This window comes from Acinetobacter sp. YH12249, from assembly GCF_013417475.1.
GTDB lineage: Bacteria > Pseudomonadota > Gammaproteobacteria > Pseudomonadales > Moraxellaceae > Acinetobacter.
Genome location: NZ_VPDX01000035.1, coordinates 1 through 25,362 on the forward strand (window position 1 = coordinate 1; position 25,362 = coordinate 25,362).

General features: G+C 43.6%; 28 protein-coding genes. 16 read left to right on the top strand and 12 right to left on the bottom strand.

Annotated features, from left to right (window positions below; translation table 11 throughout):
* Window positions 1-160 precede the first annotated feature (160 nt).
* Window positions 161-1,081 carry a Dyp-type peroxidase gene (locus FTV25_RS14190; RefSeq protein ID WP_180004356.1) on the bottom strand — a complete coding sequence of 307 codons (921 nt, stop codon included), beginning with the start codon at window positions 1,079-1,081 and terminating at the stop codon, window positions 161-163.
* A 160-nt stretch (window positions 1,082-1,241) separates the two neighbouring features.
* Here FTV25_RS14190 and FTV25_RS14195 point away from each other — a divergent pair, with 160 nt between their 5' ends.
* Window positions 1,242-1,862, top strand: coding sequence for a LysE family transporter (locus tag FTV25_RS14195; protein ID WP_125279444.1), 621 nt, complete (start codon window positions 1,242-1,244; stop codon window positions 1,860-1,862).
* Between the two features lie 39 nt (window positions 1,863-1,901).
* On the opposite strand, the gene FTV25_RS14200 is transcribed toward FTV25_RS14195, so the two are convergent.
* The 4 genes from FTV25_RS14200 to FTV25_RS14215 are packed head-to-tail and all read right to left on the bottom strand — an operon-like array spanning window position 1,902 to window position 4,441.
* Window positions 1,902-2,372, bottom strand: a complete 471-nt coding sequence (locus FTV25_RS14200) for a DUF523 domain-containing protein (protein ID WP_180004354.1) — start codon at window positions 2,370-2,372, stop codon at window positions 1,902-1,904.
* A 3-nt stretch (window positions 2,373-2,375) separates the two neighbouring features.
* Window positions 2,376-3,176, bottom strand: a complete 801-nt coding sequence (gene znuB / locus FTV25_RS14205; RefSeq protein ID WP_180004353.1) for a zinc ABC transporter permease subunit ZnuB — start codon at window positions 3,174-3,176, stop codon at window positions 2,376-2,378.
* 3 nt (window positions 3,177-3,179) lie between these two features.
* Window positions 3,180-3,962, bottom strand: a complete 783-nt coding sequence (gene znuC, locus FTV25_RS14210) for a zinc ABC transporter ATP-binding protein ZnuC (protein WP_180004351.1) — start codon at window positions 3,960-3,962, stop codon at window positions 3,180-3,182.
* Window positions 3,944-4,441, bottom strand: a complete 498-nt coding sequence (locus FTV25_RS14215; protein WP_005233384.1) for a transcriptional repressor — start codon at window positions 4,439-4,441, stop codon at window positions 3,944-3,946. The genes znuC and FTV25_RS14215 overlap by 19 nt, the downstream gene beginning before the upstream one ends.
* 145 nt (window positions 4,442-4,586) lie before the next feature.
* Here FTV25_RS14215 and FTV25_RS14220 point away from each other — a divergent pair, with 145 nt between their 5' ends.
* The 11 genes from FTV25_RS14220 (at window position 4,587) to FTV25_RS14270 (ending at window position 14,505) form a co-directional block, all read left to right on the top strand.
* Window positions 4,587-5,426 (top strand): metal ABC transporter solute-binding protein, Zn/Mn family, encoded by an 840-nt coding sequence (locus FTV25_RS14220; RefSeq protein WP_180004349.1) that lies wholly within the window; start codon window positions 4,587-4,589, stop codon window positions 5,424-5,426.
* Window positions 5,427-5,596: 170 nt separating this feature from the next.
* Complete coding sequence (locus tag FTV25_RS14225; protein ID WP_166139355.1) at window positions 5,597-5,995, top strand: ATP synthase subunit I; 399 nt, start codon at window positions 5,597-5,599, stop codon at window positions 5,993-5,995.
* Window positions 5,996-6,099: 104 nt separating this feature from the next.
* Complete coding sequence (gene atpB, locus FTV25_RS14230; RefSeq protein ID WP_004780701.1) at window positions 6,100-6,975, top strand: F0F1 ATP synthase subunit A; 876 nt, start codon at window positions 6,100-6,102, stop codon at window positions 6,973-6,975.
* 82 nt (window positions 6,976-7,057) lie between these two features.
* Window positions 7,058-7,303 (top strand): F0F1 ATP synthase subunit C, encoded by a 246-nt coding sequence (gene atpE / locus FTV25_RS14235; RefSeq protein ID WP_000424060.1) that lies wholly within the window; start codon window positions 7,058-7,060, stop codon window positions 7,301-7,303.
* Between the two features lie 39 nt (window positions 7,304-7,342).
* Entirely contained in the window at window positions 7,343-7,813 is a 471-nt protein-coding gene (locus FTV25_RS14240) for a F0F1 ATP synthase subunit B (protein ID WP_004780703.1), read from the top strand.
* 12 nt (window positions 7,814-7,825) lie between these two features.
* Window positions 7,826-8,362, top strand: coding sequence for a F0F1 ATP synthase subunit delta (locus FTV25_RS14245; RefSeq protein ID WP_180004341.1), 537 nt, complete (start codon window positions 7,826-7,828; stop codon window positions 8,360-8,362).
* A gap of 46 nt (window positions 8,363-8,408) precedes the next feature.
* Window positions 8,409-9,953 (top strand): F0F1 ATP synthase subunit alpha, encoded by a 1,545-nt coding sequence (gene atpA, locus FTV25_RS14250; RefSeq protein WP_004780707.1) that lies wholly within the window; start codon window positions 8,409-8,411, stop codon window positions 9,951-9,953.
* A gap of 88 nt (window positions 9,954-10,041) precedes the next feature.
* The gene (gene atpG, locus FTV25_RS14255) at window positions 10,042-10,911 is read left to right on the top strand and encodes a F0F1 ATP synthase subunit gamma (RefSeq protein WP_004780708.1); all 870 of its coding nucleotides are present in this window, start codon (window positions 10,042-10,044) and stop codon (window positions 10,909-10,911) included.
* Window positions 10,912-10,941: 30 nt separating this feature from the next.
* The gene (gene atpD, locus FTV25_RS14260; RefSeq protein WP_004780710.1) at window positions 10,942-12,336 is read left to right on the top strand and encodes a F0F1 ATP synthase subunit beta; all 1,395 of its coding nucleotides are present in this window, start codon (window positions 10,942-10,944) and stop codon (window positions 12,334-12,336) included.
* A 26-nt stretch (window positions 12,337-12,362) separates the two neighbouring features.
* Window positions 12,363-12,782 (top strand): F0F1 ATP synthase subunit epsilon, encoded by a 420-nt coding sequence (locus tag FTV25_RS14265; RefSeq protein WP_004780711.1) that lies wholly within the window; start codon window positions 12,363-12,365, stop codon window positions 12,780-12,782.
* Between the two features lie 346 nt (window positions 12,783-13,128).
* Window positions 13,129-14,505, top strand: coding sequence for an NAD-dependent succinate-semialdehyde dehydrogenase (locus tag FTV25_RS14270; RefSeq protein ID WP_180004339.1), 1,377 nt, complete (start codon window positions 13,129-13,131; stop codon window positions 14,503-14,505).
* A gap of 68 nt (window positions 14,506-14,573) precedes the next feature.
* Here FTV25_RS14270 and FTV25_RS14275 read toward each other — a convergent pair whose 3' ends face one another.
* The 4 genes from FTV25_RS14275 to FTV25_RS14290 all read right to left on the bottom strand — a co-directional run bounded on the left by FTV25_RS14275 (window position 14,574) and on the right by FTV25_RS14290 (window position 17,194).
* Window positions 14,574-15,179 carry a hypothetical protein gene (locus tag FTV25_RS14275; RefSeq protein WP_180004337.1) on the bottom strand — a complete coding sequence of 202 codons (606 nt, stop codon included), beginning with the start codon at window positions 15,177-15,179 and terminating at the stop codon, window positions 14,574-14,576.
* Window positions 15,180-15,342: 163 nt separating this feature from the next.
* Complete coding sequence (locus FTV25_RS14280) at window positions 15,343-15,720, bottom strand: RcnB family protein (protein WP_180004335.1); 378 nt, start codon at window positions 15,718-15,720, stop codon at window positions 15,343-15,345.
* Between the two features lie 208 nt (window positions 15,721-15,928).
* A complete protein-coding gene (locus tag FTV25_RS14285) occupies window positions 15,929-16,474 on the bottom strand; it encodes a glutathione peroxidase (RefSeq protein ID WP_180004333.1) in 546 nt (181 codons plus the stop codon).
* A gap of 174 nt (window positions 16,475-16,648) precedes the next feature.
* Entirely contained in the window at window positions 16,649-17,194 is a 546-nt protein-coding gene (locus FTV25_RS14290) for a glutathione peroxidase (protein WP_104426931.1), read from the bottom strand.
* Between the two features lie 191 nt (window positions 17,195-17,385).
* Here FTV25_RS14290 and FTV25_RS14295 point away from each other — a divergent pair, with 191 nt between their 5' ends.
* Window positions 17,386-18,285: a DMT family transporter gene (locus FTV25_RS14295; protein ID WP_180004331.1), complete on the top strand. Its 900-nt coding sequence runs from the start codon at window positions 17,386-17,388 to the stop codon at window positions 18,283-18,285.
* A 437-nt stretch (window positions 18,286-18,722) separates the two neighbouring features.
* On the opposite strand, the gene FTV25_RS14300 is transcribed toward FTV25_RS14295, so the two are convergent.
* From FTV25_RS14300 to FTV25_RS14310, 3 genes are read right to left on the bottom strand one after another with little or no spacing between them, the layout of a single operon-like run.
* Window positions 18,723-19,292, bottom strand: coding sequence for an L-threonylcarbamoyladenylate synthase (locus tag FTV25_RS14300; RefSeq protein WP_180004329.1), 570 nt, complete (start codon window positions 19,290-19,292; stop codon window positions 18,723-18,725).
* 40 nt (window positions 19,293-19,332) lie between these two features.
* Window positions 19,333-20,472: a DNA-processing protein DprA gene (gene dprA, locus FTV25_RS14305; RefSeq protein WP_180009813.1), complete on the bottom strand. Its 1,140-nt coding sequence runs from the start codon at window positions 20,470-20,472 to the stop codon at window positions 19,333-19,335.
* Between the two features lie 57 nt (window positions 20,473-20,529).
* Window positions 20,530-21,684 (bottom strand): LysM peptidoglycan-binding domain-containing protein, encoded by a 1,155-nt coding sequence (locus FTV25_RS14310; RefSeq protein ID WP_180004313.1) that lies wholly within the window; start codon window positions 21,682-21,684, stop codon window positions 20,530-20,532.
* A 120-nt stretch (window positions 21,685-21,804) separates the two neighbouring features.
* On the opposite strand from FTV25_RS14310, the gene def reads away from it, so the two are divergent.
* From def to FTV25_RS14325, 3 genes are all read left to right on the top strand, one after another.
* Window positions 21,805-22,335, top strand: a complete 531-nt coding sequence (def, locus tag FTV25_RS14315) for a peptide deformylase (RefSeq protein ID WP_004780730.1) — start codon at window positions 21,805-21,807, stop codon at window positions 22,333-22,335.
* A 92-nt stretch (window positions 22,336-22,427) separates the two neighbouring features.
* Window positions 22,428-22,841, top strand: a complete 414-nt coding sequence (locus FTV25_RS14320) for a DUF2946 family protein (protein WP_180004311.1) — start codon at window positions 22,428-22,430, stop codon at window positions 22,839-22,841.
* Window positions 22,842-22,912: 71 nt separating this feature from the next.
* Window positions 22,913-25,000, top strand: a complete 2,088-nt coding sequence (locus tag FTV25_RS14325) for a TonB-dependent copper receptor (RefSeq protein WP_180004310.1) — start codon at window positions 22,913-22,915, stop codon at window positions 24,998-25,000.
* The last annotated feature ends 362 nt before the right edge of the window (window positions 25,001-25,362 follow it).

A 25,362-nucleotide genomic window follows, 5' to 3' on the forward strand; every position in this document is an offset into this window, starting at 1 on the left:
ACAGGAAAATTAATGACTATAAATTGATTTTAGATTCAGATTTAAAGTGCTTAACATTTACTCTAGGGTGTGAAAATATTAATTATAGAAATTTTCTTAAAAAATAATTTTTTAGATTGCTACATTATGGAGAATGTAGCAATCACCGACCTTATAAATTTTACCCTTCCAAAACCTCTTCCAGTAACTCCTTACTCGGTGCAAAGTAATACGCACCATCCATTGGAGTCACGAAGTGTAGCAAGCGGTCATGGATCCCATCGCCTGATGTACCAAACATACGCACTAACATGGTATCAATGATTTTCAGGTCTTTGGTATAAGCAATGAAGAATAGACCTTGGTCACCACGACCATCTCCATAAGGTAGAGAGTGACGTAGAATTTCCATTTCCTCGCCTTCCTCATCTTCAACGACAGTACGAGCGATATGCGCATTGGCAGGTTTTACTTCATCCTCGAGCTCAATCGATTCAAGTTTGGTACGACCCATCACTTGTTCTTGAGCATCGACTTTGAGTTTTTTCCATTTATCCAGGTTATGCGCATAACGCTGTGCAAAAATGAATGAACCATCCTGGAAAATGCCCGTATCTTCACCAAGTAAAGCCACTTCAGCTCGATCATCCGGGAATTGCGGATTTTCAGTCCCATCAATGAAACCGGTAATATCACGGCCATCAAAGTAACGGAAGCAAACACGCTCATCTAGTACTTCAACCTGATCGCGAATACCTTCAAAGAAAGACTGACTCAAGGCGAAACAGATATCAGCACGCGCACTGGCAATATGAATCAGTACATCAGCGGGAACCACAGGCATATTAAATGAACCTTGAATTGGCTCTAATTGTTTAAAACCAGCAGGTGCCTGTTCATACAATTTTGACCAGAGTTCAGGACCAAAAGCGACAGCCGATTTAATTTGCGCATTCGGATGTTGGGTAATCAGGCGATCGCGTGTCGTAAATAGCTGTTTTAATCGTTCCTTAAAATCTTCGATACTGAGATTTTTCAGACGTAAAACAATAAAGCGAGCATGATCTGAAGGTAATGGCAAAATTACAGATTGGGCTGTCATTCATGGCTCCTGTAATAAATTTTCTGTATCCAATCCTGCTATTGTGCCTGAAGCGCTATAGAGTGAATAGTATGCAGTCTGATGTTTAAGCAATTTTTTTGGCTGAAAATATTGGAAAAGTCATATAATTAGATCCTGAATTTGAATGAGTTAAATCTCTATGTCCTATCAAGTCTGGTTTGCTTATATGTTAGCCTGTTGGGTGATCAGTATTTCCCCAGGTGCGGGTGCTATTGCTTCAATGTCGAGCGGACTGAATTATGGCTTTCGACATGGATACTGGAATGCGCTCGGCCTGCAACTCGCCCTATTGGTTCAAATTGCCATTGTGGCTGCCGGGGCAGGGGTATTGTTTGCGACTACACCTTGGGCATTTCTTGCAGTGAAATGGTTTGGGGTTGCCTATTTATTGTATCTGGCCTTTTTGCAGTGGAAAGCACCAGCGCAGTCGATTGAAATTAAACATGAACTCGCACGAAAATCAGCTGGGAAACTCGTCATTCACGGTTTTCTGGTCAATATGAGTAATCCCAAGGCAATTGTATTTTTGCTGGCAGTATTACCGCAATTTCTGGACTTATCTAAACCGCAATGGATTCAGTATGTGATTATGGCCGCGACTATGGTAACGATTGATCTGATTGTGATGGCAGGTTATACCGGTCTGGCTGCCAAGGTTCTGCGTCTTCTGAAATCGCCAAAACAGCAGAAAGTCATGAATCGAACTTTTGCCAGCTTGTTCGCTGGAGCTGCGTTTTTATTGAGTTTGGTGCATCAGTAGGGAAACCTCTCCTTAAAGGAGAGGAAATTTAACGATCTCTTAAAGAATCATCTGTAAAAATTCATCTTCAGTCATGACCTCCATACCATGCTGTTTAAGTAATGCTGCTGTGACCCCATCACCTTGAATTTTATTTCCAGTAAATGAACCATCATAAATCAGCTTGCTGCTACAAGAAGGGCTATGGGCTTTGAGGATGGCATGTGTCGCTTGAAATCTTTGGGCAAGATCTAAAGCGGCATAGGCGCCTTTGATAAAGGCATTGGAAACATCTGTACCATTTATATCTATAACATGAGCTTGGTACAGCAGCACCTCTCGACCATCGCCAGATTGAATCTCTGCTGCGGGTCGAGGTATAGGCAAACCACCACTGACTTCAGGGCAAATCGTGACATATTGATCCGGCAATAAATAATCGACCAACTCTTTTACCAGACGGTCGCGACCATCATAACGAACCTTGTGTCCGAGCAAGCAGGCACTAATTAGATAAAATTTACCTGCCATGTCTTAAGCCAGTTTTTTAAACTTCTGTAGGATAAAAATAACGGCAAACAACACTGACATGGTCAGCACAATGGTCAGACCTGTTGACGTATTCAGACCTGCACTTGACCAGAGCCCGACTGTCACACCAATTTGTGCAATCACAAAAGCCCAGATCACCATTTGACGAGGAGAATTTGCCAGTAGTCGAGCAGTGAGTGCTGGAATCACCAGCAATGCGCCCATCAAAAGAGAACCGACCGCACGCAATGCTAGAACAGTAAACAGTGCCAATAACAACATGAAGATCAGACGCTGCAGTTTTGCATTTACGCCTTCACTGATCGCCATATCAGGATCAATTGCAATTTGGATTTGCGCCTGCCAGCTTTTATAAAGAACGGCCAAAGCCAAGATAATCACGACGGCAAAAGTAGGAAGATCTGTCCATGAAATGGTGAGTAGATCACCAAATAAATAGCTAAGCAGTTCCGGTCTTAAACTCGGTAAATGCTGAATGAATAACAGGCCTGAACAGAGCAGGGTGGCGGAACAGAGTGCCAACAATGCATCATTCGGCAAACGCGGGTCATACAGTACCCAAAGTACAGCGACCAATAAGACTGCAATAAAGCTGACACCCATCCAGAGTGGCAGGCTCATCGCACCAGCAATTGCAACACCGAGCAAAGTACCATGTGCCATGGTATCTGCAAAGAAAGACATACGGCGCCACAGCATCAGACAGCCGAGTGGTGCGGTCAGGAACACCAAGAGTGTTCCCATAATCCATGCAGGTAATAGGAGAGATAACCAATCCATCATGGCTTAAGCTTCCGGCTCGGGGTGAATGTGGGGACGTGAATCGTGCTGACAAGGTGCCGCGGAGTCACCATGCGCACAGTGATCATGATGATGCTGGTAGAATACCCGGTTAGTACCGAAGATGGCCTGATATTCTGGATGCTGCTGCACACTTTCTGGCAGGCCGCTACAACAGATATGCTTATTCAGACAAACCACGCGATGCGTGCCTTGCATCACCCATTGCAGGTCATGCGAGACCATTAAAATGGCACAGCCATATTTTTCCGGCAGGCTACGCACATATTCATACAGTTCAGCCTCAGACTGAATATCTAGACCCTGCATCGGTTCATCCAGTACTAGAATATCCGGCTGACGTAATAAGGCACGAGCCAACAACACACGTTGACGTTCACCGCCAGAAAGCTGTTGAACTTTGGAATTTTCCAGCTTGGCAATGCCAGTATCCCGAATGATTTCAGCTTTAATAGCTGAAGGGCATTTTTCTAGTGCCAGCAGATCTTTAACCCGTAGCGGCAGACTATGTGACGGATTGAATTTTTGTGGCACATAAGAAAATTTCAGCTTACGCGCCGTTTTGATTTCACCGGATTTCGGTTTGACGATCCCAAGCATGACCTTTATTAAGGTCGACTTACCGGCACCGTTCGGACCAATCAGCGCAACAATCTCTTTCTCCTGTAGCGAGAAATCAATAGCCTTTAAAATGTCACGATCATCAATATTGACCCAGATCTTGCAAAGCTGGATCAAGGGTGATGCATTCAAGCTTTGTTGCGACACTGCTGACAGATTCCTGAAATTTCGATAATGCTGTGGTGTGCACTAAAATCGTCTGAAGCCGCCAAGGCATCCAGTTGTTCTAATAAACCTTGTGCAGATGCTTCTTTTACGGCTTTACATTCAGTACAAATCAAGAATGCCGCCTGATGACCTTCACGCGGATGGCAGCAGGGAATATAGGCATTAATAGAGGTCAGGCGGTGAATAAAGCCTTTTTCTAATAAAAAGTCGAGTGTACGGTACACGGTCGGTGGGGCAGCGGGACGGTCGCTGGCATTTTTCATTTGTGCCAGCAGGTCATACGCACCCATCGGGCCGCTTGCATTCAGAATCAGTTCCAGTACCTCTTTGCGTAAAGGAGTGAGGCGTGCGCCACTTGCCGCACAAAGACTCTCTGCTTCGGCCAGACGTTGCGCGACATTTGGATGGTCGTGTACGCCGTGCAATGCATTGTGGTGTTCGTGCGAACATGAACCCATAGTTCACCTCAGGTGCGAAACTGAAAATTAAAAGATTTCAAATCTTAACATGAAGCGCCCAGAGTTTCGATTGGGCATAGGTATTTTTGTGATTTTGTTATATTATAACACTATTAAATTTGTCCTTATATAGTGATTTCTCTTCATGTTCCGTTTCCTTGCCCTGTGTAGTCTGGCTTTGTTCAGTACCCTTAGCTGGTCGCAAAGTTTGGTGGTTTCAACGCAGCCGATTTATCTGATTGCCAAGACCATTACTCAAGGCGTGGAACAGCCGACTTTATTATTGGCCAATCAAAGCGGTCATGATGTCAGCCTGACCCCGGCACACCGTAAAACGATTCAGGATGCCGGCCTGGTGATCTGGTTAGGGCAGGCACATGAAGCACCGTTGGCAAAAGTGTTGAACAATAACAATAAAAGTATCGCGATTTTAGATTCGGGTATTCTGACCACTTTGCCAATGCGTAATCCACGTGGGCAAGCCTTAAAAGATACTGTCGATACCCATGTTTGGCTTGATCCAAATAATGCAGTACGTATCGGTTTCTTTATTGCAGCCCTACGTTCTCAGCAGCTGCCTGAGCATCGGGAAGCCTATTGGAAAAATGCGCGTGAATTTGCCCAAACCATGTTTTTGACTGCACAGCGTTATAGTTCTACAAGTAAAGCCAAACCTTATTGGTCCTATCATGATGCCTATCAATATCTGGAACGCCCATTGAATCTGAAGTTTATGGGAGCTTTGACTGATGATCCACATGTGTCACCAACCGTGGCGCAGATCAAGTTTCTGCAAGACAGTCGTGTGCAGAGCAAAATGTGTCTGCTTGCAGAAGCGCATGCTGGTGAAAATCAGTACCGAAAACTGAAACCGATTGTATTCCAGAGTGTCGATGAAAGCATGAGTGGGGCAGGGGACTTTATCCAAGCCTGGCAGAAATTGGCCGAGCAAACCCGTAAATGTGTGTTAAATGCCCATCAATGATTTAAAAATAATCAAGTTTTGATTAGTTTGCCAGCATTTGATCTGTTGAAAAAAACACGACTAAGGTCGGGAAAAGATTGCATGTTCAGGGGTGTAACTCTATAATGCCTGCGATTAAAAATAATCATCAGCTAAACTTGTCAAGCATGCTTGCTGTGAGTGAATAAATAATGAGCCGAACTAGTCGCTTGATTGACCGACGATTAGCGAAAGCTTTAGTCCTCTTACAAGCATTAATGATTCCTGTTTCAGCCTTGATTGGCTGGGTCGTGAAAGACTCAACCGTAGCCTTGAGTGCCGCTTTGGGGGCGTTCGTCTGCTGGCTTGCGAGTTGTTATTTTTCATGGCAATCATTTAGAGCGGCAGGAGCCCGGGCATCTAAGCAGGTTCTTTCGAACATGTATAAAGGCTTGATGGGCAAGTTTGCAATTGTGATTGTTGGTTTCATTTTAATTTTAAGCAATGTCAAGCCGTTATCCCCGGTTGCGTTGTTTTGTGGTTTTATGCTCGTTCAAGCCATGTCGTGGGTCGCTCCTTTTTGGGTGTCACGTCTACAAAAACGAGTTTAAACACAACAAAAAATTGAAAAGTTTTTTTAGGAGCAGGCGAGATATCAAGCAGCACGCGATATTCGTTTGTTCTATAGTTTTTTGACATTGACCAGGTGTGATTTATGGCTGCTGAAGAACATGCCCTTACTTCGACCGAGTATATCAAGCATCACTTGACCAATATGACCTATGGCAAAATGCCAGACGGTACATGGAAATTGGCCGAGAACGGTGCTGAAGCTCAACAGATGGGGTTCACTGCTATTCACTTGGATTCAATGGGTTGGTCAATCGGCCTTGGTATCATTTTCTGCTTGTTATTCTGGCTCGTAGCGAAAGCTGCAAACTCTGGTGTTCCTACCAAGTTCCAGTCTGCAATCGAAATGATTATCGAGTTTGTTGACTCAAGTGTACGCGATACCTTCCATGGTAAATCGCGTTTGATCGCTCCACTAGCGCTAACCATCTTCGTGTGGATTTTCCTCATGAACTTGATGGACCTTATCCCGGTTGACTGGATTCCTTATGTCGCTCAACACGTGATTGGTGGCCTGTTTGGTATTGATCCACACCACGTATACTTCAAGATCGTTCCATCTACTGACCCTAACATTACCCTTGGTATGTCATTGTCTGTATTTGCACTTATCTTGTTCTACAGCATCCGTGAAAAAGGTGTTGGCGGCTTCGTTGGTGAACTAGCACTTAACCCATTTAACCCAAGTAACCCAGTTGCAAAAGCGATCCTTATTCCAGTGAACTTGATTCTGGAATTGGTAACCTTCCTTGCACGTCCAGTTTCATTGGCTCTACGACTATTCGGTAACATGTATGCGGGTGAGTTAATCTTCATTCTTATCGCGTTATTACCGTTCTGGATCCAGTGGGCGTTATCTGTGCCTTGGGCGATCTTCCACATTCTTGTTATTACGCTACAAGCATTCATTTTCATGATGCTGACTATCGTATACTTGAGCATGGCAAGCGAAAAGCATTAATGGTATTGCCTAACTGTCACGGGATGGTTGGGCACAATTTTTTAACTTAATTTGGTATAAACCTAACCTCTGAGGAATTATCATGGAACTCACTTTAGGTCTAGTTGCAATTGCATCTGCTATCTTGATCGCTTTCGGTGCTTTAGGTACTGCGATTGGTTTTGGTCTTCTAGGCGGCCGTTTCCTTGAAGCTGTAGCTCGTCAACCAGAATTGGCTCCACAACTTCAAACTCGTATGTTCTTAATCGCGGGTCTTCTTGATGCTGTGCCTATGATCGGTGTTGGTATTGGCTTGTTCTTCATCTTCGCTAATCCATTTGTAGGTTAATCAGCTTAATTCCGAAATTCACTATTTGAGGAATTTGCAATGAATATCAACCTCACATTGTTTGGCCAAGCGATTGCGTTTGCGATTTTCGTCGCATTCTGCATGAAGTTTGTATGGCCACCACTAATCAATGCGATTAGTGAACGTCAGCGTAAAATCGCTGATGGCTTAAACGCTGCTGAAAAAGCGAAGGCTGACCTTGCAGATGCGCAAGCACAAGTGAAAGCTGAACTGGACGCGGCAAAAGCACAAGCGGCTCAATTGATCGAACAAGCGAACCGTCGTGCAGCGCAATTGGTCGAAGAAGCTCGTACCCAAGCGTCAGCTGAAGGTGAGCGTATTCGTCAACAAGCTAAAGAAGCTGTTGATACTGAAATCAATGCTGCTCGCGAAGAATTACGTCAACAAGTGGCTGCTCTTGCAGTTGCTGGTGCTGAGAAAATTCTTAGCCAGCAAGTTGACGCAGAAGCTCACAATGCCATGCTGACTCAGCTGGCTGCTAAACTTTAAGAGAGGCGGATTATGGCTGAACTCTTGACGTTGGCACGCCCTTACGCTAAAGCAGCATTTGCTTACGCTTCTGAGCAAGGTACAGCTGACTCTTGGTCAACTGCACTTGAATTGCTCAGTGCTGCGGTGCAAGACGAAGCATTTTCAGCTTATCTAAATCGCCCTGAGTTGACACCTGCTGAGCAGGTGGCACTTTTTGCTAAAGTTTTAGGCGAAGACCAAACGCCTGCAGTGTCAAACTTTTTGACTATGCTTGCTGAAAACGCACGTTTGGCTTTGCTTCCTGAAATCGCTGCAGAATATGAACAGCTCAAATCACAGAATAACAATACTGTGGATGTTGTAATTGAATCAGCATTCCCATTGACTTCTGTACAAGAACAACTTCTTGCTCAAGCGTTAGAAAAACGTTTCGCTGCGGCAGTAAATGTTTCTGTAGAAGTGAACCCAGCGTTAATTGCGGGTGTGGTTATTCGTGCAGGCGACCAAGTGATAGATGATTCTGCGCTTAACAAGCTTGAAAAAATGCGTACTCGTCTTCTAGCTTAATTGCATATAAGAAGACTGAACTTTAAAAAGATTGAGGTATAGCGCAATGCAACAACTGAATCCATCCGAGATCAGTGCGCTCATTAAACAGCGTATCGGCGATCTGGACACCAGCGCGACCGCTAAAAACGAAGGTACCATTGTTATGGTATCCGACGGTATTGTGCGCATTCACGGCCTTGCTGATGCAATGTACGGTGAAATGATCGAATTCGACGGCGGCTTATACGGTATGGCACTGAACCTAGAACAGGATTCAGTGGGCGTCGTTGTTTTAGGTAACTACTTAAGCCTTCAAGAAGGTCAAAAAGCTCGTTGTACAGGTCGTGTATTAGAAGTTCCGGTTGGTCCTGAACTTCTTGGCCGTGTCGTAGATGCTTTGGGTAACCCGATTGATGGTAAAGGCCCTATTGATGCAAAACTTTCTGATGCTGTTGAAAAAGTAGCACCAGGGGTAATTTGGCGTCAATCAGTGGATCAACCTGTACAAACTGGTTATAAATCAGTAGATACAATGATCCCAGTAGGCCGTGGTCAACGTGAGTTGATCATTGGTGACCGTCAGACTGGTAAAACAGCTATGGCGATCGACGCGATCATCGCTCAGAAAAACTCTGGCATTAAATGTATCTACGTTGCAGTTGGTCAAAAACAATCAACTATTGCAAACGTAGTACGTAAGCTGGAAGAAACTGGCGCTATGGCGTATACAACTGTTGTAGCAGCAGCTGCAGCCGATCCAGCAGCAATGCTGTTCTTGGCTCCATACTCTGGCTGTACAATGGGTGAATACTTCCGTGACCGCGGTGAAGACGCTCTGATCATCTATGATGACTTGTCTAAACAAGCTGTTGCTTACCGTCAAATTTCATTGCTTCTTCGTCGTCCACCAGGTCGTGAAGCTTATCCAGGTGACGTGTTCTATCTACATTCACGTCTACTTGAACGTGCTTCTCGTGTATCTGCTGACTACGTTGAGAAATTCACTAACGGTGAAGTTAAAGGCCAAACTGGTTCATTAACTGCATTGCCGATTATTGAAACTCAAGCCGGTGACGTATCTGCATTCGTACCAACCAACGTAATTTCGATTACTGACGGTCAGATCTTCCTTGAAACATCATTGTTCAACGCGGGTATCCGTCCTGCTGTGAACGCGGGTATCTCTGTATCTCGTGTTGGTGGTTCTGCGCAGACTAAAGTCATCAAGAAATTGTCTGGTGGTATCCGTACTGCACTTGCACAGTACCGTGAATTGGCAGCGTTTGCTCAGTTCGCTTCTGACCTTGACGAAGCAACTCGTAAACAGCTTGAACACGGTCAACGCGTAACTGAGCTTATGAAGCAAAAACAATATGCTCCATACTCAATCGCTGACCAAGCTGTATCAGTTTATGCATCTAACGAAGGCTACATGGCTGACGTAGAAGTGAAGAAAATCGTAGACTTTGACGCTGCGTTAATTGCTTACTTCCGTTCAGAACACGCTGCGTTAATGCAAAAAATTGACGAGACTGGTGCTTGGGATAAAGATATCGAAGCTGAATTCAAAGCTGGTATTGAAAAATTCAAAGCGACTCAAACTTACTAATTTAGCAACTTGCTAGATTGGTGTTGGTTTGGTTCACGGAATCAACCTTCGAGGGCTCGTAAGGGCCTTCGAATACTAGGTTAAGCGTATGGCAAATTTAAAAGAAATTCGCGCCAAAGTAGCTAGTATCAAAAGCACGCAGAAAATTACTCGCGCGATGCAGATGGTAGCAGCTTCTAAGATGCGTCGTGCGCAAGAGCGCATGGCACAAGGCCGTCCGTATGCCGAAAATATGCACCGTGTAATTGCTCATTTGGTACAAGCGAATCCTGAATATAAACACCGTTATATGGTTGAACGTCCTGTTAAGCGCGTTGGCTATATCATTGTGTCTTCAGATCGTGGCCTTGCTGGTGGTTTGAACATTAACCTGTTCAAGAAAGTGGTAAAACACGTTCAACAGCAACAAGAGCAGTCAATTGAAGTTCAATTTGCTTTGATTGGTCAAAAAGCGGTTTCGTTTTTTAAAAACTACGGCGGTAAAGTGCTTGGTGCGACCACTCAAGTGGGCGACACTCCAAGTCTTGAACAGTTATCTGGTTCTGTACAGGTGATGTTAGACGCTTATGATAAAGGCGAATTAGATCGTATTTATCTGGTTTCTAACGGCTTTGTCAACGCCATGACTCAAAACCAAAAGATCGAACAGCTTGTTCCTTTGGCAGCTGCTGAAGAAGACAAGACGCTTAACCGTCAATACGGTTGGGATTACATCTACGAGCCTGAAGCTGAAGAGCTTTTAAATGGCTTGTTGGTTCGTTACATCGAGTCTGTGGTGTATCAAGGTGTGATCGAAAACATCGCGTGTGAGCAGTCTGCTCGTATGGTTGCAATGAAAGCTGCAACTGATAACGCGGGTGAATTGATCAAGAACCTGCAACTTATTTATAACAAGCTGCGTCAAGCCGCGATTACTCAGGAAATTTCTGAGATCGTTGGTGGTGCCGCTGCCGTTTAACATATATTAGTTTGAATTGAGGAGACAGCAATGAGTAGCGGTCGTATCATTCAGATCATCGGCGCGGTTATCGACGTCGAGTTTGAACGTAACAGCGTTCCTAAGATCTATGACGCTCTCCAAGTTGACGGTACTGAAACTACATTAGAAGTTCAGCAACAACTTGGTGATGGCGTAGTTCGTACTATTGCAATGGGTTCTACTGAAGGCCTTAAGCGTGGTTTGAACGTAACTAACACTAACGCTCCGATCTCTGTACCAGTAGGTACAGCGACTCTTGGCCGTATCATGGACGTTCTTGGTCGCCCGATCGACGAAGCTGGTCCTGTTGCGACTGAAGAGCGTTTACCAATTCACCGTCAAGCGCCTTCTTATGCAGAACAAGCGGCTTCTACTGACCTTCTAGAAACTGGTATTAAAGTCATCGACTTACTATGCCCGTTCGCGAAAGGTGGTAAAGTTGGTCTGTTCGGTGGTGCCGGTGTTGGTAAAACTGTAAACATGATGGAGTTGATCAACAACATCGCGAAAGCGCACTCAGGTTTATCTGTGTTTGCTGGTGTTGGTGAACGTACTCGTGAAGGTAATGACTTCTATCACGAAATGAAAGACTCTAACGTTCTTGACAAAGTAGCAATGGTCTACGGTCAGATGAACGAGCCACCAGGTAACCGTTTACGCGTAGCGTTGACTGGTTTGACTATGGCTGAGTACTTCCGTGATCAAAAAGACGAAAACGGTAAAGGCCGTGACGTACTATTGTTCGTCGACAACATCTATCGTTATACACTAGCGGGTACTGAAGTATCAGCACTTCTAGGCCGTATGCCATCTGCAGTAGGTTACCAACCGACTCTTGCAGAAGAGATGGGTGTTCTTCAAGAACGTATTACATCTACTAAGTCTGGTTCTATTACGTCAATCCAAGCGGTATACGTACCTGCCGATGACTTAACAGATCCATCGCCTGCAACTACGTTCGCTCACTTGGACGCAACTGTTGTATTGAGCCGTGACATCGCTTCTCAAGGTATTTACCCTGCGATTGATCCACTTGACTCTACTTCACGTCAGCTAGATCCACTTGTAGTTGGTACTGAGCATTACGAAATCGCTCGTTCAGTTCAAAACGTTCTTCAACGTTATAAAGAATTGAAAGACATTATCGCAATTCTTGGTATGGACGAATTGTCAGAAGAAGACAAACTTACTGTATACCGTGCACGTAAGATCCAACGTTTCTTCTCTCAACCGTTCCACGTAGCTGAAGTGTTTACTGGTGCTCCTGGTAAACTTGTACCGCTTAAAGAAACGATTCGTGGCTTTAAAGGTCTTCTAGCTGGTGAATACGATCACATCCCAGAACAAGCGTTCTACATGGTTGGTGGTATTGACGAAGTGATTGCTAAAGCTGAGAAACTTTAATTAGTTCCCTAATTTAGGAGATTCTCATGGCGACTATGCAATGTGACGTTGTAAGTGTTCAAGAGTCTTTGTACTCAGGCACTGTAACTATGCTAATTGCTAAAGGTGCTGGCGGTGAGTTAGGTATTATGCCTGGTCACGCTCCGCTGGTAACTTTGCTCCAACCTGGCGCGATCCGCGTTATTTTGGAAAACGGTACAGAAGAATTAATCTATGTATCTGGTGGTGTTCTAGAAGTTCAACCGCATGTTGTTACGGTTCTTGCTGATACAGCAGTCCGTGCAGAAAACTTGGATGAAGCTGCAATTATTGAAGCGCGTAAACACGCTGAACAATTGCTAGCAAATCAAAAGAGCGATTTGGACTCTGCTGCTGCTTTGGCTGCTCTTGCAGAAACTGCTGCTCAGCTGGAAACGATCCGCAAAATCAAAAACCGTGCAATGTAATTGCTGGTTTAAGATTGAAAAAACCACCCGAAAGGGTGGTTTTTTTATATAAAAACTATTTTGAAAAAAGTTACCAGATTTTAGCCTTATGAATAATTATTTTAAGAAAACTATATAGCTCTAATTTGTACCACTCGATATAACTTTTACCTGCGCTGCGTAATCTTTTGAACCAATCTGTAAGCAAAGTCATAGTCAGAAGAAAACAATGCTAAGTTGATATGGCGTCTTTAAGTTTTTCAGATTTATTCAATAAAAAGTTTCACGGTTCTACTACCTCTGTCACGACGCAAATCACGTTGTTATCCATTTATAAAAATTGAATTGGCCAAGCAGGGATCTAATTATGAGTTATCAATCCATTAACCCCTTTAACAACCAGAAATTAAAAGATTATCCGTCACACACTGATCAAGATATCCAAAATGCCTTGGATACCGCAGAAAAAATCCTGAAGTCGGATTGGACTCAACAAGTAGATACCCGGATTGAGGTACTTAGCAAACTGGCAAAAAATATGCGGGAACGCAAGTCAGAACTGGCTGAAATCATGACACTGGATATGGGTAAACTCATCAAGCAGAGTGAAGGTGAGATCGAAAGCTGTGCCAAAATTGCTGAGTATTATGCAGATCATGCCAAAGAGTTTTTAGCGCCAGTTTCTTATGAAACGGAACTAGGAGAAGCATGGGTAGAGCATCATCCCTTAGGCATCATCATGGCAGTAGAACCCTGGAACTTTCCTTTTTATCAGTTGATGCGTGTCTTTGCCCCAAACTGCGCGATTGGTAACCCTGTGGTAGCCAAGCACGCCAGCATTGTTCCGCAATGTGCTGAAGCCTTTGAACAGTTGATTCTGGATGCAGGCGCGCCGAAAGGTGTGTGGACTAATCTGTTTATCAGTAGCGATCAGGTCGCAGATATTATCGCGGATCCGCGTGTACAAGGCGTTGCTCTCACAGGTTCAGAAGGCGCAGGGCGTGCAGTAGCAGGGCAAGCTGGGAAACATGTCACCAAATCGACACTAGAATTAGGCGGTAATGATGTATTTATTGTGCTGGATGATGCTGATCTGGAAAAAGCGATCAAAATCGGCTGTCAGGCACGCGTTAATAACACGGGGCAGGTCTGTACAGCAGCTAAACGTTTTATCCTGCATGAGAAAATTGCGGAACAATTTAAAGCGGGCATGATCAAGGTCTTTGAAGGCTTAAAAATTGGTGATCCGTTGGATTCTGAAACTACACTTGGCCCACTGTCCTCAGCAGATGCGTTGGAAAAACTGACCAAGCAGGTTGATAAGGCAGTAGAGAATGGCGCGAAAGTCGTGACTGGTGGTAAGCCTTATGAGCATGAAGGTAATTTCTATCAGCCAACTATTCTGGAAAATATCAGCCGTGATAATCCGGCCTGGTATGAAGAATTCTTTGGTCCTGTGGCACAGATCTATGTCGCAAAAGATGAAGATGAAATTGTATCGATTGCCAATGATTCCAATTATGGTCTCGGAGGCGTGATTCATTCACAAAATATTGAGCGGGCGAAAAAGCTGGCTTCACGTGTAGAAACCGGCATGATCTGGATCAACTGGTATACCGATACTGCGCCAGAGCTGCCATTTGGCGGAATCAAAAATTCAGGTTATGGTCATGAACTTTCAATTGATGGTTTCAAAGAATTTGTGCAGAAACGTCTGGTTGTCGTAAAAAGCCCAAAAAAATAATATTTAATTTCTAAAATAAAGAAGCCACTTAAACAGTGGCTTCTTTTTGAACGAAATATAATCGTAAATCAGGTGTTTTCTATTTCAGCTTCTGATGAAGCGTCTTTATCTGAATTTTGAATCAGCATGCCTGCCAGTTTAAGCATTTCAGCTTGCACACTGACCATCTGGCTTTCAATTTTCTTTAAATCAACCTGGCTGAAATCGACTTGGCCATTCAGTAAAGGAGAAGCCAGAACCTGTTGATTGGCACTCATGATATTGTTACGTACCTGATCAATTTCCTGACTTTTTAAATTCAGTTCACTTAAGGCCTGATTAAAGCCTGTCAACTGTTGTTGTAACTTGCCTGCTGTAGCTTGCAGTTGCTGGGTATCTTTAGTATCTACCGCAGTTTGCAGATCAGTTTGAGTCTGTTTTAACTGTTCAACATAACTGCCCGCCTTGAATTGCAGATCAGCCACATCACGCACCATATAAAACATATTGCCAGACTTCAGCTCTGTTTGCGCAGTCGTCGTGCGATCACTTTGCTGTACAGGTTCAAGATCAGTAGAAAGCGTACTTTGTTCTTGCTCGACCGGTGCTTCGGTCGCCTGTTCACAACCCATTAATAAAATGCCTGAGCTAAATAGGGCAAAAGGAAGAAGAGCATTTACAAGAATCTTGGACATGAAATCGTGGTCTCGGTGCAGGTGGTTCTAATGCATGACTATAAGAATAAAATGTGGAGATAAAAAAGATTGTTGCAAAGTTATAACAAATATTTTGAATACAAATGATTAAGACATTAAAAAAGAGTGTCGAAGCACTCTTTTTCACCGAGGAGGATAAAACTTATCCTGCAATAATTTTAATAATATTATGGCTCATCACATTGGTCAGGATATAGTCACCATTTACTTTGATCCATTGCTGATTCTTGCCGGGTTTGCTGAGTTTTTTGTATTTACTGTGATCTACCTTATACACTTTGCTCTGGAACTGAGCTGGTACTTTTTGACCTACACGCCAATCGTGTGAAGGATCTACTTTTTTATGTACCTGTTTATACTGTTGAGCGTGTGCAGGAGATTTATACTGTGCATGCTGCTGAACATGCGTTTTTTGTGGCTGATGATGTTGCGAATGATGCTCTGGAGCTGCAGCAAAAGCTGAAGTCGCCACAAGTGCACTAGATAATGAAAATACGACTGCTTTTACTAAGTTTTTCATGTTTTGAACCTATCGTTATCTCTCTTGGGATAACTGCATATTAGGCTCAACTCATTGATAAATATGGAATGAAGTGTTGTAGAAAAATAAAAATTAAGCGTAAATCATGGAGATTTTAGAGCTAAGTAAATCTGGTTATAAATATTTGATTTTAAAATAAATAATAAGTATCTATTATTGAAATAGATACTTACATTACTGTTACAAATTATTTAGCCAATTCTGCATTGATCGCATCTCGCAAGCGGGCATCATCTGCTGGAATATTTGGTGCAAAACGCGCGACCACTTCACCTTGCTTGTTGACCAGGAATTTTTCAAAGTTCCACAGCACTTCTGGTAATTCATTTGGCGTATTGCTAAAACTTTTCAGGCGCTCTGCAAAATCTTCGCCGCCTGTACGTTGCGGCTGAGCTTGGGTCAGATAATGGTAAAGAGGATGCTGATCTTCACCCACGACAGAGATCTTGGAGAATAGCGGGAAATCCACATTGTAGTTCAGACTGCAGAACTGCTGGATTTCCTCGTCTGTGCCCGGTTCCTGACCTTTAAAGTTATTCGCAGGAAAAGCCAGAATTTCCAGTCCTTCGGTTTTTTTCTCATTATAAAGTTTCTGCAGTCCTTCATATTGTGGGGTTAAACCACATTTCGATGCGACATTTACAATCAGCAGGACTTTGTCTTGATAATCGGACAGAGTCGTATTTTCTCCAGTGACGGTTTTTACCGGAATCTCATAAATGGACTGGCTCATATTATTTTGCTCGAATTGTTATGGAAATAGACTCATGTTTTATCGGGTCTGGGCGGTTTCAGCAAACATAAATTTTAGATAAGTTTGTGAAAAAAATATGAAATTCAATGTTTATGCCTATGAGCTAGGTCGGCTAAACTGGTCATCAGTTGCAACCGACCTATTTAAAAAGACTTATTTAGCAAGCTCAGCATTGATTGCATCCAGCAGGCGTGAATCATCTGCCGTGATATCCGGTGCAAAACGTGCAACGACTTCCCCCTGTTTGTTCACCAGGAATTTTTCAAAGTTCCAGAGGACTTCAGGCGGTTCATTTGGAGTCAGGCCATAGTCGACCAGATCTTTCCACCATGGACCTTCACCAATACGTTCTGGCACAGCCTGAGTCAAAGTAGCATACAAAGGATGTTTAGCTTCACCCACGACCGGAATTTTAGCAAACAGCGGGAAATCCACCTGATAGTTCAGGGAACAGAATTCCTGAATTTCCTTTTCACTTCCAGGTTCCTGTTCCAGAAAATCATTGGAAGGGAAGCCTAAGATTTCCAGTCCTTCGGCTTTTTTATCATCATAGAGTTTTTGCAAGCCTTCGTATTGTGGAGTGAGGCCGCATTTTGATGCCACATTTACCAGCAGTAAGACTTTGCCTTGATACTGGTTCAGCGTCGTGTCCGTTCCTTGAATCGTTTTTACCGGAATGTCATACACAGAAGTGCTCATCGGATTTCCTTTTTATTAAATGAATGAGGGCTATTTGTTTTAACGGGTATTTAAATACAGTACAAGTCAGAATCAGTGAAATGCTTACTGGCCGGCTACAAATAGCATTAATTTTAGTTGAAAAATCAATTATGCTTAGGTACTTGCCAAGAGGGTATAGATTAACAATAGATAAAGACAGGGATGAAGTTATGACGCAGCAGCAAAAAACAATGTGGTGGGCCATGCTGCTTCCATTGACTGCGGTCCTGATCTGGTCATTGAATATGACCGTTAACCGTTATGTGGCGGATTATATTTCTCCCTTAAGTATCAGTTTTTATCGCTGGGTTCTGGCTCTGCTGATTTTAACGCCGTTAATGTGGCCTAAGGTTCGCAAAGCCTGGCCAGAAATTCGACCACATCTGGGGTGTCTGGCTGTCTTAAGTGCATTGGGCATGGTGTTGTATCAAGGGCTGGCTTATACCTCAGCACATTATACCAGTGCCACCAATATGGGCCTGATTAATGCCTTTATTCCGATTTTTACTATTATTGTTGGGATCTTTGTTTTACATGTTCGCCCCACCTTAATGGCAGTGATTGGCAGTATTTTGTCTTTTATTGGTCTGATGTATGTGATGGGGCAGGGGCAATGGGCACATTTACTCGATGCAGGAGATCGTTATATTGGTGATCTGCTGATGCTGATTGCGGTATTTTTCTATGCTTGTTATGGCGTTTTGCTCAAAAAATGGCAGATCCAGATTCCGCTATTGGTTAGTCTGTATATGCAGATTTTTTTGGCCGTTCTCTATCACATTCCTTTAGTGTTGTACTCAGGTCTGGATGCTATTAATAGTAATAACGCAGCAAGTATTATTTATGCCGGAATTTTTCCTTCTATTGCTGCCCCATTCTTATGGATGATGGCTGTACAACAACTTGGCCCAAACCGCAGCAGTATTTTTATGAATCTGATGCCGGTCTTTACGGCGTTAATCGCTTATTTATGGTTATCTGAAGCCTGGACGATCTACCACAGCATTGGTGGTGCCATTATTCTAGTAGGTATTTTATTGGCGCAATACCCTGCTAAACCCAAGGTTTAAGCGATCAAATAAAGAGTTAAAGTTTTATTTGTTTAATATTTGAACAAATGATTACATTATTTTTACAGTATTATTCCTGAAATTTAGTGATTATGGATATAAAAATAAATTATTAAAAATTAACTTCATTTTAAAACTGAAACAAAAATAGCAAGATATTTTGAATTTTGATTAAATTTTAAATATTTTTAATAGAAAAAATATATTAATACATTGTTTTATTGTATTTGCTGTTGTGACGGATTTCTCGCATAATGCCCGCATCGAGAATGATGAATCAGAAAAAACCTAGATTTATCAAACTCCCAGAGATTTACAGACCCTCTGGATGTGATAATACACATCCTTTTTTTATGCTCAACCATCCCTATATGGTTGAGCTTTTTTTTGTCTTAAAACTTTAGTCGGCTTGAAAAGAAAAATGACTGAGCAAAGGCTCAGTCACGAATAATTTCACCTGTTACAGCATCAATAATCCGGCTTGGTTTCTGGCTCAGTCCCAGATCACCATTCAGATAATTTAGATCCTGACCAAAATAACGCATGGCATCTTGCAGGGAACGTGCAGGTTCTAAGCCAGCAGGATTGGCACTGGTTGAAACAATAAAACCGCCAAAAGCCTGACACAAAGCTACACAAAGAGGGTGAGTGGTCACACGCACGGCTACTTTAGGGTGTTTGCCTTTAATCCAGCCTGGAATATCGTCATTGGCAGGGAGTAGCCAGGTGGTTGCCCGGTCTGTAGGTCGATTATTACTCCAAGACTCAATTACTTTTTCACGCATTTCTTCACTTAGATCCTGAAGTAAATGTTCTACTTGTGAAATATGAGCTGCCAGTAAAATCACGCCTTTTTCAATCGGACGCTGTTTTAAGGTTAAAATCTGGTGAAATGCCTGTTCATTATAGGGGTCGCAACCTAAACCCCAAACAGCCTCTGTAGGGTATGCCAAGACCTGTCCAGCTTTGAGACATTCAGCTGCTTCGGCAACAGAGGTGGTGATCATGTGTATACCTTATCAAAACAAGAAGTGTCTATTGTGAACCTTATTTATGCGGACGACAACGTAGATACATGCCAGCTTGCTGGGTGCAAAAGCCAAGTAGCTCTAGTTCCATCAATTGACTGGTGAGAGAAGAGACATCCTGTTGCAGATGATGACTGAGATGATCCAGATCCTGTCCAACCCAGTCCAACTGGTTATAAAGTCTGAGCAGATGGGGCGGTATGTGTGTAGGAAGTTCATCCGCCATGTCATGCTGTACTTCATTTTGTAAGGCCTGCCATTGGGTCGCCAGAGCCAGTTCTTCAACCACCTGTTGCGGGTGGTCAATCAGAATCGCGCCTTCACGAATCAGCTGATGGCAACCCTTATGATATTCACTATAGATATGTCCCGGAATGGCAAATACAGTCTTGCCTTGTTCGGCAGCCAGTTTGGCCGTAATCAGGGAACCGCTTTTTAAGGTCGCTTCAGCCACAATGACTCCGAGACTTAAACCGCTGACAATCCGGTTACGCCGTGGAAAGTGATGCTGCAAGGGTGGAGTCTCTGGCAGAAACTCGGTAATGACCGCACCACCATGCGCAATAATCTCCTGGCGCAATTGTGCATGTTGAGAAGGGTAGGTCTGATCCAGTCCAGTCCCCATCACTGCAATGGTGCCCTGATATTTTAATCCTGCTCGATGTGCTGCTTCATCTATGCCTTGTGCTAATCCACTATTAATATAGAAACCCTGTTCACTCAAATAAAAGGAAAAATCATAAGCTACTTGCCGGCCGTGAGGACTCGGCTTGCGACTTCCTACAACCGCAATTTGAGCCTGAAGCAATGTATCCGGCTGACCTTGACCAAAAATAATTGGTGGTTTGTCTACATAGTGGCTGAGTTGCTGCGGATAGTGCAGATCATGATAGAGCAGGATGAAATCACTATCTCGTTGAACTTTTTCCAGACAGCGCTGAAATTTCTGTTGTGATTCTGGAAGCGAGAAGTCTTTCAAGCGTTGGATATGATTGGCATGAATGCCAAGCGCCTGCCAGGTGGGCACCTGATCAGGCTGTATGGCTGTGGTCAGACTTGAATAATGCTGACTGATTTTATAGAAGCTCGAAAGAGAATGCTGAACCAGATACCATAACGTCAGTGTTTCCAGTTGCACGCGTGATAACGAGTTCAGCATATCGAGACCTATATGTGTGTCTTCTTATTCTTTCAGTTGTAAAGTTAGATCAATCTATTATTCATCTAACAATGGCGCTTGAATATTGGCACCCACCTTGATAGGTAACTCACTTTCCAGCACATAAGCATAGCTCAGTTGGTCAAAAGTTTTAAAGACCATCAGATTGCCAATGCGCTCACCTGGAAGCTGTACGCGCTCTTTGGTTTTCGGATCAGTCACCACTTCACCTTTCTGGTTTACGCTGAAGACATGACCAGTCTGAACCCCATGTGCCGTACCACGGTCAATCGTCACGACACTATGACGCGCAGCGGTACCAATTGAACCCAGTACACGCACAATCTGACCGCCAGCTACAGTATTCTCTGCATTCACTGGATAGAACAGGGTAGGCAACATCGGATCGTATTCTGGCAGGACACGGTCACCACGACGCACTTCGGCATTGTAGCTGTCGGTTAATTCCAGCGTGGTGACATCACCTTCGCCACGTACTGCAATTCCGGAAGCAACCTGTTGCAACTCTAGAGCAGCCGTGTATTTCTTGCCATTGGCATCGGTAAAGACATAAGGGTCTGCTTCACGATATACCGCATAACGCTGGCCAACCACCAGACCATTCCCGCGTGCATAGACCTTCTGGCCTTTACCTGCCAATACGCGCTGGTCTGCAGTGCCGAGAATGTAAGGCGTACCCTGAACTGAATCCGCTGCCACAATGGTATAGCGTTCCAGCCATTGCTGGATGTGCGCTAATGGAATCACTGGAATCGTATTATTTAAAGATTCAACGCGAACCTGTGGCTGTAGTGAAGTACTGCCAATATAACGACTGATGATGCCTTCACAGCCATCACCTTCGTCTTTACCAATAATTGGACGGCCCTGATAGTCACACATCAACAGGCGGTCACCCGGGAAAATCCAATGTGGATTTTTCACGTGCTTGTTACTGGCCCAGATTTCTGGCCAACGCACCGGATTTTTTAAGAAACGTTTTGAAATATCCCACAATGTATCGCCTTTTTTGACCACGTAGACATTGGGTGCACTGGCTTTTAAAGCAGGTGGATTGACGTTGCGGGCAGGAGCTGCCTCGGCTGAATACATTGTCCCCATACCCACTCCGACACAAACTGCCAGTGCGAGCATTTGATTTTTTAACCCCAAGGCACTAAAAAATGGCATGCCCTTCAAAACCTTTTTCATTATCATAATTCCTAAAATTATGTGCGTAGTTGCGTTATAATAACGATCTTACACACATTTTTTTGATGAAGCATTCCCTTCATTTGGTTTTTTGATCAATGGCATAATTGAGGACGCAGTATGGCCTTATTACCTATTTTAAGTTTCCCGGATCCCCGTCTTCGTACCATTGCACAACCAGTCGAAGAAGTTACTGATGAAATTCGTCAGCTCGCTGCAGATATGTTTGAAACCATGTATGAAGCGCCAGGCATCGGACTCGCCGCGACCCAAGTTGATCGTCATATTCAGCTGATTGTGATGGACCTGTCTGAAAACAAAGATCAACCCATGGTGTTCATTAACCCCAAAATCACACCATTGACTGAAGAAACACAGCCTTATGAAGAGGGCTGTCTATCAGTTCCTCAAATATACGATAAAGTTGAGCGTCCGTCACGCGTAAAAATCGAGGCAATTGGTCTGGATGGTCAACCCTTTGAACAAGAGGCTGATGGACTTCTCGCTGTGTGCATCCAACATGAAATGGATCACTTAAATGGTAAACTTTTTGTGGATTATCTGTCGCCATTGAAACGTCAGCGTGCCCGTGAAAAAGTAGAAAAACTGGTTCGCCAGCGCAATAAAGAAAAAGTTGCAGTTAAACGCTAGGACTCTTTTCCCAAGCAATTTTTATGCTTCAACAAGCCCAATTTCGATTGGGCTTTGTTATACTTAGCCCAGACAAATTCAAGGGTTTGCCTATGGTCCTGCGGGGAGGTCTGCTACTTTCCTTTGTGGCGGTATTTCTACAGATGGCTGTGTTCTTACAGCCTTTGCTGCCGAAGCAATATCAGGTTGCTCCGGTCTGTGAAACCATCACGCGCGCCCTTCTAGTTTCCTCTCATGTTCATTCTGAACATTCTGCCCATTATCACCTTGATCAGCATCCTATTTCCTCAGACTCCATGGCGCATGAACACGATGCCAGTCATCAGTGTCAGTACTGTACTGTCTATGGCAACCTGGTTTTGCCGCCTAAGCTTGAAGTGAAAGAAGTCCTGGATCGAATTCAGGTCAGACTATTGGCTTTTGAACAAGCCTTTAAGCATGTCTGGTTTATCCTTCAGCGACTCTTTTTAATCCCGCAGGGACGGGCACCGCCACTGTTTGCATAAATCCACGTTGTTTTGCCTGGGTCTTGAATGACTCGGACCGTGTTTAATTTATGTATTCAGTGAGATTGAAAATGGCTCAGCCTAAATTCTTGTTACAGCCCCTTGCGGCTGCGATTTGTGTTGCCTGTTATTCATCAGTGGTTATGGCCAATGAAAGCATGCCTGTACAAACCATGGCGCCGATTGTGGTGACTTCAACTGCCGGTAATGATGCCAATGGTCTGATTGTTCGTGCTGATCCCAAACAGCCGATTCAGCCAGTGCCAGCAACCGATGGTGCAGATTATCTGCAAAGTATTGTAGGTTTTAGTTCGGTCAATAGCGGAGCTGGCACCAATGGCGATGTGACCTTTCGTGGCATGTTTGGTTCACGTATTAAAATCCTGACTGATGGCACTGAAAACCTCGGTGCCTGTCCAAGCCGGATGGATTCGCCCACTTCATATATTTCTCCAGAAAGTTATGATCGTATTTCAGTGATTAAAGGCCCGCAAACGGTTCAATATGCCAATACCGGTTCGGCAGCAACCGTCATTTTTGAGCGTAGCCCGGAACAGCTTGATCAGGATAAAAAATATCGTGGTCAGGCCAGTGTACTGATGGGATCTTTTGGTCGTCTGGACCAGAACATTGAAGCTGCTGCTGGTGATGAAAAGAAGTATATCCGCCTGAACACCAATCGTTCGGTATCAAACAGTTATAAAGATGGTGATAGCCAAACTGTACCTTCAGATTGGGAACGCTGGAATGCAGATTTGGCACTGGGCTGGACGCCGGATGAAGACACTTGGGTAGAACTGACCGGTGGTAAAGCGGATGGAGAGGCAGTTTATGCTGGCCGTGATATGGATGGATCACAGTTTGCCCGTGAAAGCCTCGGCTTACGTGTTGAAAAGAGAAATCTGACGGATGTGATTCGGAAAGTTGAGGCACAGATCAACTATAACTATAACGATCACATCATGGATAACTTTAGTCTGCGGCCTGTACCGATGATCCATGACATGGCAACCCATAGCATGAAAGCCAATCCATCCGCTATGCAGGTCACACGCCGTACTTTAAATTCCCGTATGGCGATAACAAGTGAATGGGATCAAACCCAGTTAATTGCGGGTGTGGATTCTCAGCGCAATACGCATGCTGGAGGAATGACTTCAACCAATATGAATATGCCGCTCACGCCAGATATGAAATTCCAGTCTTATGGAGCTTTTGGTGAGTTGAGCCATGAACTAAATGACAACCATAAACTGGTTACGGGTGTGCGGGTCGATCAGGTTGATATTGATGCCTTAAAAACTGGTCAAAGCCGTCAGGAAATCTTGCTGAGTGCCTTTATCCGTTTTGAAAATACTCATCCAGAGCATGATGGCGGTAAAACCTATATTGGTCTGGGATACGTCGAGCGTGTGCCGGATTATTGGGAATTATTTAAAACCGATTATCAGGGTGTAACTGCAAATACATTTAAACAGTTAGATACTGAAAAAACCTTACAGCTTGATCTGGGCTATCAACATCATCATGGTGCCTTCAATTCATGGGTATCGGCTTATGCTGGTATTGTTCAGGATTTTATTCTGATGACTTATCCTGAAACTGCAAATTCAGGTCATGACCATCATATGGGTAGTGGCATGGAAGGAATGCAGTCGGTAAAAATGAATGGTGCAGATTCAAGAAATGTTGATGCGGCGATTGCTGGTGCAGAAGCCGGAATTGGCTACCAGTTTACCGATGCTATTCAGGCTGATATTAGTGCTATGTATGCTTGGGGTAAAAACACGACAGATCATACGCCGTTGCCGCAAATTGCACCTTTAGAAGCCCGGGTGAATCTGCGTTATATCCAGGAGAATTATACCTTAGGGGCTTACTGGCGTTTGGTGGATGGCCAAAACCGTATTAGTGAACATGAAGGCAATATTGTTGGTTATGACCATAAACAGAGTGCTGGTTTTGGCACATTGTCTTTAAATGGCACCTATCATGTGAATGAGAGTGTGGATCTTTCAGTCGGTGTCGATAATGTCTTCGACCAGACTTATACAGAACATTTGAATAAAATGGGGAGTTCAGGTTTTGGTTTTGCTTCAGATGAGCAATTTAATAATATCGGCCGAAACTACTGGGCACGCGTCAGTATGAAATTCTGATTTGACTAAAGTGAATACGAAAAGCAGGGCTTAGGCTCTGCTTTTCTTGTTTTTAAGGAGATTAAAATAATTAAATTCAATGGCTTATGATAAATATATATTTCTAAATAAAATAATGAACATTTTTCTTAAAATAGTTTTCATAAATAAAACAATAATTTATGAATTTGTTGGATTAGAAAATAAACACCTGATTCAAGAGTTTTGAAAAAGGTGTTGCAAGCCCTCTGAAATGCTGTAGAATGCACATCCATCGGCGGTGATGAAGATTAAAACTTCTGATAAAACAGTAACTTAGCATGAAATGGTTGAGTTGGGTTTTAGGAAGGAAGTTTAAAAATAATTTTCATTACTGGTTGACT

What these genes read in the sequence shown, in the direction of transcription:
- FTV25_RS14190 (WP_180004356.1), bottom strand. Translation starts at nt 1,081, where the DNA reads ATGACAGCCCAATCTGTAATTTTGCCATTACCTTCAGATCATGCTCGC.
- FTV25_RS14195 (WP_125279444.1), top strand. Translation starts at nt 1,242, where the DNA reads ATGTCCTATCAAGTCTGGTTTGCTTATATGTTAGCCTGTTGGGTGATC.
- FTV25_RS14200 (WP_180004354.1), bottom strand. Translation starts at nt 2,372, where the DNA reads ATGGCAGGTAAATTTTATCTAATTAGTGCCTGCTTGCTCGGACACAAG.
- znuB (WP_180004353.1), bottom strand. Translation starts at nt 3,176, where the DNA reads ATGATGGATTGGTTATCTCTCCTATTACCTGCATGGATTATGGGAACA.
- FTV25_RS14215 (WP_005233384.1), bottom strand. Translation starts at nt 4,441, where the DNA reads ATGGGTTCATGTTCGCACGAACACCACAATGCATTGCACGGCGTACAC.
- FTV25_RS14220 (WP_180004349.1), top strand. Translation starts at nt 4,587, where the DNA reads ATGTTCCGTTTCCTTGCCCTGTGTAGTCTGGCTTTGTTCAGTACCCTT.
- FTV25_RS14225 (WP_166139355.1), top strand. Translation starts at nt 5,597, where the DNA reads ATGAGCCGAACTAGTCGCTTGATTGACCGACGATTAGCGAAAGCTTTA.
- atpB (WP_004780701.1), top strand. Translation starts at nt 6,100, where the DNA reads ATGGCTGCTGAAGAACATGCCCTTACTTCGACCGAGTATATCAAGCAT.
- atpE (WP_000424060.1), top strand. Translation starts at nt 7,058, where the DNA reads ATGGAACTCACTTTAGGTCTAGTTGCAATTGCATCTGCTATCTTGATC.
- FTV25_RS14240 (WP_004780703.1), top strand. Translation starts at nt 7,343, where the DNA reads ATGAATATCAACCTCACATTGTTTGGCCAAGCGATTGCGTTTGCGATT.
- FTV25_RS14245 (WP_180004341.1), top strand. Translation starts at nt 7,826, where the DNA reads ATGGCTGAACTCTTGACGTTGGCACGCCCTTACGCTAAAGCAGCATTT.
- atpA (WP_004780707.1), top strand. Translation starts at nt 8,409, where the DNA reads ATGCAACAACTGAATCCATCCGAGATCAGTGCGCTCATTAAACAGCGT.
- atpG (WP_004780708.1), top strand. Translation starts at nt 10,042, where the DNA reads ATGGCAAATTTAAAAGAAATTCGCGCCAAAGTAGCTAGTATCAAAAGC.
- atpD (WP_004780710.1), top strand. Translation starts at nt 10,942, where the DNA reads ATGAGTAGCGGTCGTATCATTCAGATCATCGGCGCGGTTATCGACGTC.
- FTV25_RS14265 (WP_004780711.1), top strand. Translation starts at nt 12,363, where the DNA reads ATGGCGACTATGCAATGTGACGTTGTAAGTGTTCAAGAGTCTTTGTAC.
- FTV25_RS14270 (WP_180004339.1), top strand. Translation starts at nt 13,129, where the DNA reads ATGAGTTATCAATCCATTAACCCCTTTAACAACCAGAAATTAAAAGAT.
- FTV25_RS14275 (WP_180004337.1), bottom strand. Translation starts at nt 15,179, where the DNA reads ATGTCCAAGATTCTTGTAAATGCTCTTCTTCCTTTTGCCCTATTTAGC.
- FTV25_RS14280 (WP_180004335.1), bottom strand. Translation starts at nt 15,720, where the DNA reads ATGAAAAACTTAGTAAAAGCAGTCGTATTTTCATTATCTAGTGCACTT.
- FTV25_RS14285 (WP_180004333.1), bottom strand. Translation starts at nt 16,474, where the DNA reads ATGAGCCAGTCCATTTATGAGATTCCGGTAAAAACCGTCACTGGAGAA.
- FTV25_RS14290 (WP_104426931.1), bottom strand. Translation starts at nt 17,194, where the DNA reads ATGAGCACTTCTGTGTATGACATTCCGGTAAAAACGATTCAAGGAACG.
- FTV25_RS14295 (WP_180004331.1), top strand. Translation starts at nt 17,386, where the DNA reads ATGACGCAGCAGCAAAAAACAATGTGGTGGGCCATGCTGCTTCCATTG.
- FTV25_RS14300 (WP_180004329.1), bottom strand. Translation starts at nt 19,292, where the DNA reads ATGATCACCACCTCTGTTGCCGAAGCAGCTGAATGTCTCAAAGCTGGA.
- dprA (WP_180009813.1), bottom strand. Translation starts at nt 20,472, where the DNA reads ATGCTGAACTCGTTATCACGCGTGCAACTGGAAACACTGACGTTATGG.
- FTV25_RS14310 (WP_180004313.1), bottom strand. Translation starts at nt 21,684, where the DNA reads ATGAAAAAGGTTTTGAAGGGCATGCCATTTTTTAGTGCCTTGGGGTTA.
- def (WP_004780730.1), top strand. Translation starts at nt 21,805, where the DNA reads ATGGCCTTATTACCTATTTTAAGTTTCCCGGATCCCCGTCTTCGTACC.
- FTV25_RS14320 (WP_180004311.1), top strand. Translation starts at nt 22,428, where the DNA reads ATGGTCCTGCGGGGAGGTCTGCTACTTTCCTTTGTGGCGGTATTTCTA.
- FTV25_RS14325 (WP_180004310.1), top strand. Translation starts at nt 22,913, where the DNA reads ATGGCTCAGCCTAAATTCTTGTTACAGCCCCTTGCGGCTGCGATTTGT.